Source organism: Daejeonella sp., assembly GCF_044232565.1.
Classification (GTDB): domain Bacteria; phylum Bacteroidota; class Bacteroidia; order Sphingobacteriales; family Sphingobacteriaceae; genus Daejeonella.
On the sequence record NZ_JBIILQ010000140.1, the window covers coordinates 1 to 7,340 of the forward strand.

The window sequence follows — 7,340 nt, forward strand, 5'->3', positions numbered from 1 at the left end:
ATTCTTTGGGTACTTTCATCTTTCGCTCCCGCAGATCGTTTCGATAAGATTGAAGCCAAATATAATTCTGAGTCGATGTTACAGCAACATCCTCAGGTTGAGCTAGATAGGCTACAAGCATCAGAGAGATTAGAAAATTCTTATGCCGGAATTTTAGGAAAATCGATTGAGCCTGTAATCAAACCATTGGGTTTTGATTGGAAGATTGGAATTGCCCTTATTACCTCATTTGCTGCACGTGAAGTATTTGTAGGCACGATGGCTACCATTTATAGTGTTGATGCGGATGATAGCCAAGTTGAATCGGTACGCCAAAAAATGCAGTCTGCCAGAAATTCGGAGACTGGTCTCCCAGTTTTTACCACTGCCGTAGCTTTTTCATTGATGATGTTTTACGCTTTCGCGATGCAATGTATCAGTACCATTGCGGTGGTATATCGTGAAACCAAAAGTTGGAAATGGCCTGCAATTCAATTTGCTTACATGACTGCACTAGCTTATCTTGCAAGCTTTATTGTGTACAATCTGCTAAAGTAAAACCTTGGATAAAATTAATGTCTTAAGTAATTATATGCCACCGGATGCGGCGCCTGTGATTGCCCGATGGATAGATTATTTTAAGTGTGAATTCAAGATTTCAAGAAATAGGAGCACTAAATTTGGCGATTATCGCCATCCTTTTAAAGATGCGGGGCACAGAATATCCGTAAATTATAACCTGAACCCTTATGCCTTTTTAATTACTACGGTTCATGAGTTTGCGCATCTGCTGACCTGGAATGAGCATAAACGTAAGGCAAAACCGCACGGACAAGAATGGAAAGATAATTTCAAGAAGATGATGCGTCCTTTTTTTGAAGCTTCTATTTTTCCGCCAGATGTAAAGCTTGCCATTGTGAAATACCTCGAAAATCCGGCTGCCTCCAGTTGTACCGACCTCAATCTATTTAGAATTCTGAAAGAATATGACCGCAAGGCGGAAGGAGTAATTTGTGTTGAGAATATTGAGATGAAGGCACTATTTTCGATTAAAGGCGGCCGAGTATTTAGAAAAGAATCTCTGGTTCGCAAACGCTTTCGCTGCATTGAAATTAAGACTGGAGCGGTTTATTTGTTTCCGCCATTGGCGGAGGTGAGTAGGGTGTGAGGATAAACCTTTGTTAATGAAAACATGATATTAGTTTAGCAGGTAACTTCATATTTCGAGTTGATTTTACTGGTTCGCAGAGATGAAAGATTCTTCCACATGCACTTTTGTTTCTCTATTAATCTTTGAACTATTGGATCCTCATACTTTTTTTACCATTTTTTCACTTTTCATATTAAATTATTTATTAAGAAATTAAAATATAAAACTTAGATTATTTTATTTATTTAAATAATTAATATTATTTAAATACTAGAAAACAATATTTATATTTAATTAATTTTTGGCCAACAGCAAGAGATTTCCGAAAATCTTTAAAAGAGTAGGTTTTGTTTTTAAGAAACTAAATAAAATATCTAAAACATTTTTAATTGATACATTCATTAGTATAAGTAGTATAAGTTCATCTTCTTCAGCTGAAGCTGAATCGATTGAAGGTGGGATTACCTGTAAAAAAGAATTCAGCTTTCCTCCTATAGATTTTGGTCTATTAACGGTTCATACAAGTAATTATACTTGCTCCAATGGTTGTTCTTATTCTACGACATTTTTAACATTATTAGGTCAGCAAACAGTATTATCTGACCTTGAAAGTTGCAGCAGTTAACCATTTAAAAACCATGAGATGCAGGCTAGAATTAGCCTGCATCCTTTATTATTATGATAGTAGCAAATAATTTAAGTTTAGACCTAGGTGGAAATACCATATTTCAAAACCTTGATTTTGTAATTAATGAGGGAACAATAACTCAGATTGAGGGGCCCAATGGCAGTGGTAAGTCTAGTCTGTTGAAATGCATTGTTGGCATTTACAATAATTTTGAAGGCGATATTTCAATTGATTCTTGTGCAGTTTTACCTAGCAATCTGACTAAATACGCTAAACTAATTTCTTTTTTCATTGATAAAGATTTTTCCTACTCTTATTTATCTGTCAAAGACAACCTTAAAATATTTTCCTACTATAATGGCATTACTAATCTAGATCCAGATTTAGAGCAATTATTTTCGGATTTTAACTTATCGCAGTTCTTGGATGTAAAGGTTTCAAAGCTTTCAGCAGGTTATAGGCAAAAATTTGAGATTATACTTTCTATGCTTAATTCTGGGACTTATGTTCTTTTAGATGAGCCAGTTGTTAATTTAGATTCGGCTTCTATAGATGTATTGTATGATTATCTTCAAAAGTCTGTTAAAAACAACAGATCTTATTTAGTCGTATCTCACAACGATGCAAAATTAGCTGAGTTAGCCCATCAACAAATTAAACTAGAACTCTAAGTTGATGAGAAGGTATTTTGGATATGAACTAGAAAAGTTGTTGAAAACGCCATTAATGGGTTTTTTAATCAGCCTTCCTTTTGTATTAATAACACTTAACATTTATTTTTCGAGTACACGATTTTTATCCTCTTTTATTTCATGGATGAGGGTGTCAAAGTCGCGGCATATATTTGATTATTTCGTTGGGAAATCAGCATATTTTAATGCAATAGTTTTATCATTTTTGACAGTAATTTTAGTCTATTTCATCTTTTATAGGGAATATAAAAGTGGGGCTATGACCAAGATTTTATTTTCAAAGGCGGTCTCAAAAAACATTTATAAAGAGAAGAGCATAATTTTTGTCTTTATTATTCTTGCCTATATCCTTTATTATTTGCTATTAATTTCTGGATATAGTTATTATTTTATTTCCGAGTATCCAGGTATGTTAGCAGGGCAATCTAAGTTTTTCCTGGCATTTTTGTTCGAACATATTCTTGTGTATTTAGTTTTTACCTTGCGAACTGTGTTTTTAACATTGGTTTACTTTAAATTTTTTAAAGCAAATGCGAGTGCCATAGTTTTAGCTCTAGCTTTACAAATGATTTGTTTTTTCTATCCAATTCTTCCTTTTACTTGGCTATTTGTAGTTGATTTGGGCTTCAATCTTGTATTTATGCCTGCTTTAGGCTTTTTAATTGTATTTTATATATTAAACATAAAATTAAATGAAAATTGAATTTTTAAAATTGATAAAAAATATACCTATAATATCTATTTTGTTTTTCTGGATAATTATTGCCGTTTTATCACTTCCTAGACCACAAGGTCAAATTTTATTCTCAAAAGTTTTTGCCTTTAATGGTGCTGTTAATAATGCAAACCCTTTGGTGTTTATCTTTAATAGTGCCAATGCATATATAACCGTAATTATTATTCCAATTATATGTCAATTAGCTTTTATTAAAGATTTAGGAATTTATAATAATGCTAGAGTGCATTTTTTCAAAAAGACATTATTTATCATCACTTTCTTTAAAGTTTTAGCAATTAGTAGCATTTTATCATTCATTTATATGCTAATATTTTTAATTTATTCAATAGTGACTTACTTTAGATTTGATATTTCATTATTCCAATCTATTGATTTGATTATCTTTTTTCTTTTGAAATTTATACTCATTAGTACATTATTCAGCTATTTTCTTTTATTGTTTCAAAGTCTAATTTCCTGGAGACGATCTTTGGTATATTATAGCTTTTATTTATTGGGAATAATTTCTATTTTGTTTTATGGTGAGCGTAATTTCACTCCTTACAATTGGTATATAAATGGATTAGGATATTATAATCGGTTGACTTCAAATAAATCCGTTCAAATTGCACAAGATTTCAATTCTGAACTATTGTTAACTTCTCTAGTGTGCGTGTGTTGTTTGATTTTCTATTTTTTATATGAAAGAAGAAAAGCTATTTATTAGTTATAAGCAACTAATTGGGTGTATTATAATTCTGACTATCACTTTTCAAACAGTGGTGTTCCTGATTTCTTACAAGACTTTTTTTTCAGACACACTTGTTTTAGTTAGGCTATTTATAATTGCTACATTCCTTTATTTTTATGGTGCAGTTGTTATTAAAGAACGTATCAACGCTACAGTCCTTCATGCCTTGGGCCTTGTAATACTTTACTTTCTATCCCTTTTTGTGGTAGAAATTTTGGTAAAGTATTTCTACCCCGATTTATTGAATAACTTTATACAATATCGGATAGAAGAGTCGCTTAGAAATTCTGTGAATGAGTTAGGACCAAAGGGCTATCAGATTGATGCGAGTGCATCCATGAAACACATCGAAACATCGGTCATGGAGGAGCTTTCTAACAAGCGTTCATTAATTTATATGGGATTTAAAATGCTTTTTGCAATTCCATTCTGTTATGGTTTTGCCTTTTTTAAAAAACCTCAAATGGTTAAAAAAATCATTTTTAATTGAACCTAAAATTATATAACTCAAATTAGAGTTGGGTAGGACTAGTATTGAGTAGGTAGTATTAAGTATTTAGAAATGAGATTAGTTGTCGGTTAGGCTTATCACTTGACATTACCCACTTAATATTCTTTTATCAATACTTCTGTTGGAATTCCTAATGTGTCATGAAGCTTTCTAATCATGTCAATGGTCAGTTTTCTTTTTTTATTTAAAATTTCACTAACTCTGCTTTTTAAGCCGATGGCTTGAGCCAAATCTTTTTGTTTATAACCAAGCTGCTCCATTCTGAATTTGATTGCTTCGATTGGGTCTGGTAAGTCAATCGGACTTATTTCATTTTCATATTTTTCAATCAATAGAGACAATAATTCAAGTTCATCAGCGGTTTTTGAATCCTTTTTGCTATCAAATATTTCTTCAAGTCGGCTTAGAGCTGCTTGATATTCTATTTCAGTTTTAATTACTTTCGTTATCATGAATCAAATTGTTGATGCGTTTATTTTGTCATATTCTGCGTGAGTTCCAATGAATCGTATCCAAACTATTGCGAAATCATAGTTAATGTTCACAATCAAGCGATATTTGTTCCCTTTGATATTAAAAACTACCCTATTGTCTTGAAGAAAACTAGCGAAGGGATAATCATTTTTTATATCCTGAGGGGAATTCCAAAAGGCTTCTATGGCTTCCTTATGCCAAGACTTCAATTGTTCTTCACAATCGCTGTGTTTGATCCAAAACTCTCTTAGAGTCTTTTTCGCAATAACTCTCACAGTACAAAGATAATAAAAGTTCCCTAATTGGGAACATTTATACAGACTATTCAATTAATGTTAGAATGTTTTTTGGGTATTGCTACCAATTCATTTGTAGGCCCTCAATAAATCATCTAAATCCACCCTAATGTGGGTTAATATGTTTTATAAATCATGTCGGGAATCTTACATATCTAAAGAAATAATAAATTTTTAAAAATCCTCAAACTGTTAAAAAAAATCATTTTTAATTGAACCTAAATTCATATTCCCCCCAGACTTACTCCTTAATCCTTCTTCCCTTATTTTATCCGCCCAGCCTGATAACTGCCAACTGATAACCCTACTAGATGTCGCCAGCCAGAAAACTGATAACTGCCAACTCTCAACTGATCAATACCCAATCAACCTCTCCACAACCTCAGCCAATCTCGCTTTCGCCAAAAAATTATCCTCCAAGGCCTTGTTCATGGGGATTGCTGTATCCAAGCTTGCACAGCGCATCACGGGGGCATCTAAGTGCTCAAAACAATGTTCTGCTATCCAGGCGCTGATCTCGCCTCCTAGGCCATTGGTGAGGGTATCTTCATGGAGAATAAGTACGCGACCGGTTTTTTGAACGGTAGCTTTAACCGCATCTTTATCCCAAGGTTGTAAGCTTCTTAAATCAATCAGATCGGCAGAAAGTTCAGGATGGGCATCTAAATATTCCATCGCCCAGTGTACCCCTAAACCATAGCTAATGATACTGAATTGTTCGCCTTGGCGGATGAGTCTTGCTTTTCCAATTTCAATGCTATAATAATCATCGAAAATAGGCTCGGAGATACCGCGGTAAAGGTATTTATGCTCAAAATACATTACCGGATTTGGATCTTCAATAGCCGCCAAAAGTAGACCTTTAGCATCTGAAGGGAATGCCGGATAAACTACCTTCAATCCCGGTGTTTTGGTGAACCAAGCCTCATTACTTTGCGAATGGAATGGTCCCGCGCCTGTGCCTGCACCCGTAGGCATTCGAATCACTACATCGGCCTTCTCGCCCCAGCGATAATGTGTTTTAGCTAAATTATTTATAATTTGGTTGAAGCCACAGCTCACAAAATCAGCAAACTGCATCTCCATAACGGCCTTTTTACCATTGATTGATAGTCCGAGGGCGGCACCCACCACCGCCGACTCACATATAGGCGTATTCCGAACCCGCCCTTTCCCAAACTCCTCTACAAAGCCCTGCGTAATTTTAAAAGCACCTCCATATTCCGCAATATCTTGTCCCATGATTATTAAATCAGGAAACTTTTGCATCCCTTGCCTTAATCCGTCACTTATAGCATCGATATATCTTTTTTCAGTTTTTGCAGGATTTTGAGGTTTAATTTCTTCGATATTCTGCCCATGGTACATATCTGAAACTTCAATCAAAGTATCAACTATGGGCTCGTCCATTAAAAATACTTTATCTATCTCCGAATCAATTTCAGCCTTCAAATTAGTCCGTAAATGGCCGATAAAGTCCTCATTGATAATGCCTTCACCCAACAAAAATTCTTCATAATTTTTTAGTGGATCTTTCTTCTCCCATTCAGTGAATAGCTCCTGTGGGATATATTTAGTGCCTGATGCCTCTTCGTGTCCGCGCATCCTGAAGGTCATACATTCAATTAAAACTGGTCTTGGTTTCTGGCGAATATCCTCTGCTAGCTCTTTGATGTTATGATAAACTTCAAGAATATTATTTCCATCAATGCGCCTTCCTTCCATTCCGTATCCTAAGGCTCTATCAACCAATTGTTTACATCGGTATTGCTCATTTGTAGGGGTCGATAATCCATAACCATTATTTTCAATGATAAAAATTACGGGCAGGTCCCAAACCGAGGCAAGGTTGAGTGCTTCATGGAAATCGCCTTCGCTGGTTGCGCCTTCACCGGTAAATACGAGTGTTGCTTTTTGTTTATTATTGAGCAAATCGGCAAGTGCAATGCCGTCTGCTACAGCTAATTGCGGACCTAAATGGGAAATCATCCCAATAATTTTATGCTCTTGTGTGCCAAAATGAAAAGATCGATCGCGGCCTTTAGTAAATCCATCAGCCTTACCTTGCCACTGTGCCATAAGCTTGGAAAGGGATATCCCACGGCTAGTAAAAACCCCTAAATTACGGTGCATGGGCAGAA

Annotated in this window: 10 protein-coding genes; 7 read left to right on the forward strand and 3 right to left on the reverse strand. The window is 34.7% G+C overall.

Going from position 1 to position 7,340, the window contains the following annotated elements:
• The 7 genes from ACILQF_RS08550 to ACILQF_RS08580 all read left to right on the forward strand — a co-directional run.
• Nucleotides 1–537 (forward strand): nucleoside recognition domain-containing protein (locus tag ACILQF_RS08550; protein WP_395626998.1); only part of this gene is annotated, 537 nt, incomplete at its 5' end.
• Between the two features lie 34 nt (nucleotides 538–571).
• A complete protein-coding gene (locus ACILQF_RS08555; RefSeq protein WP_395627007.1) occupies nucleotides 572–1,147 on the forward strand; it encodes a SprT-like domain-containing protein in 576 nt (191 codons plus the stop codon).
• A gap of 283 nt (nucleotides 1,148–1,430) precedes the next feature.
• Nucleotides 1,431–1,754: a hypothetical protein gene (locus ACILQF_RS08560; protein ID WP_395626999.1), complete on the forward strand. Its 324-nt coding sequence runs from the start codon at nucleotides 1,431–1,433 to the stop codon at nucleotides 1,752–1,754.
• A gap of 53 nt (nucleotides 1,755–1,807) precedes the next feature.
• A complete protein-coding gene (locus ACILQF_RS08565) occupies nucleotides 1,808–2,428 on the forward strand; it encodes an ATP-binding cassette domain-containing protein (protein ID WP_395627000.1) in 621 nt (206 codons plus the stop codon).
• Between the two features lie 280 nt (nucleotides 2,429–2,708).
• Entirely contained in the window at nucleotides 2,709–3,152 is a 444-nt protein-coding gene (locus ACILQF_RS08570) for a hypothetical protein (RefSeq protein ID WP_395627001.1), read from the forward strand.
• Nucleotides 3,142–3,894: a hypothetical protein gene (locus ACILQF_RS08575; RefSeq protein WP_395627002.1), complete on the forward strand. Its 753-nt coding sequence runs from the start codon at nucleotides 3,142–3,144 to the stop codon at nucleotides 3,892–3,894. Before ACILQF_RS08570 ends, ACILQF_RS08575 begins: the two co-directional genes overlap by 11 nt.
• A complete protein-coding gene (locus ACILQF_RS08580) occupies nucleotides 3,869–4,408 on the forward strand; it encodes a hypothetical protein (RefSeq protein ID WP_395627003.1) in 540 nt (179 codons plus the stop codon). The genes ACILQF_RS08575 and ACILQF_RS08580 overlap by 26 nt, the downstream gene beginning before the upstream one ends.
• 116 nt (nucleotides 4,409–4,524) lie before the next feature.
• Here the strand turns inward: ACILQF_RS08580 and ACILQF_RS08585 are convergent, their stop codons facing one another.
• The 3 genes from ACILQF_RS08585 to ACILQF_RS08595 all read right to left on the reverse strand — a co-directional run.
• The gene (locus ACILQF_RS08585; RefSeq protein ID WP_395627004.1) at nucleotides 4,525–4,881 is read right to left on the reverse strand and encodes a type II toxin-antitoxin system HigA family antitoxin; all 357 of its coding nucleotides are present in this window, start codon (nucleotides 4,879–4,881) and stop codon (nucleotides 4,525–4,527) included.
• 3 nt (nucleotides 4,882–4,884) lie between these two features.
• Nucleotides 4,885–5,178: a type II toxin-antitoxin system HigB family toxin gene (locus tag ACILQF_RS08590; protein ID WP_395627005.1), complete on the reverse strand. Its 294-nt coding sequence runs from the start codon at nucleotides 5,176–5,178 to the stop codon at nucleotides 4,885–4,887.
• 375 nt (nucleotides 5,179–5,553) lie between these two features.
• Nucleotides 5,554–7,340: thiamine pyrophosphate-dependent enzyme (locus ACILQF_RS08595; RefSeq protein ID WP_395627006.1), on the reverse strand; the 1,787-nt coding region annotated here is incomplete at its 5' end.

Bases quoted from the DNA above. Each gene is read 5' to 3' on its own strand.
- ACILQF_RS08555 (WP_395627007.1), top strand. From the start codon at position 572: ATGCCACCGGATGCGGCGCCTGTGATTGCCCGATGGATAGATTATTTT.
- ACILQF_RS08565 (WP_395627000.1), top strand. From the start codon at position 1,808: ATGATAGTAGCAAATAATTTAAGTTTAGACCTAGGTGGAAATACCATA.
- ACILQF_RS08570 (WP_395627001.1), top strand. From the start codon at position 2,709: ATGACCAAGATTTTATTTTCAAAGGCGGTCTCAAAAAACATTTATAAA.
- ACILQF_RS08575 (WP_395627002.1), top strand. From the start codon at position 3,142: ATGAAAATTGAATTTTTAAAATTGATAAAAAATATACCTATAATATCT.
- ACILQF_RS08580 (WP_395627003.1), top strand. From the start codon at position 3,869: ATGAAAGAAGAAAAGCTATTTATTAGTTATAAGCAACTAATTGGGTGT.
- ACILQF_RS08585 (WP_395627004.1), bottom strand. From the start codon at position 4,881: ATGATAACGAAAGTAATTAAAACTGAAATAGAATATCAAGCAGCTCTA.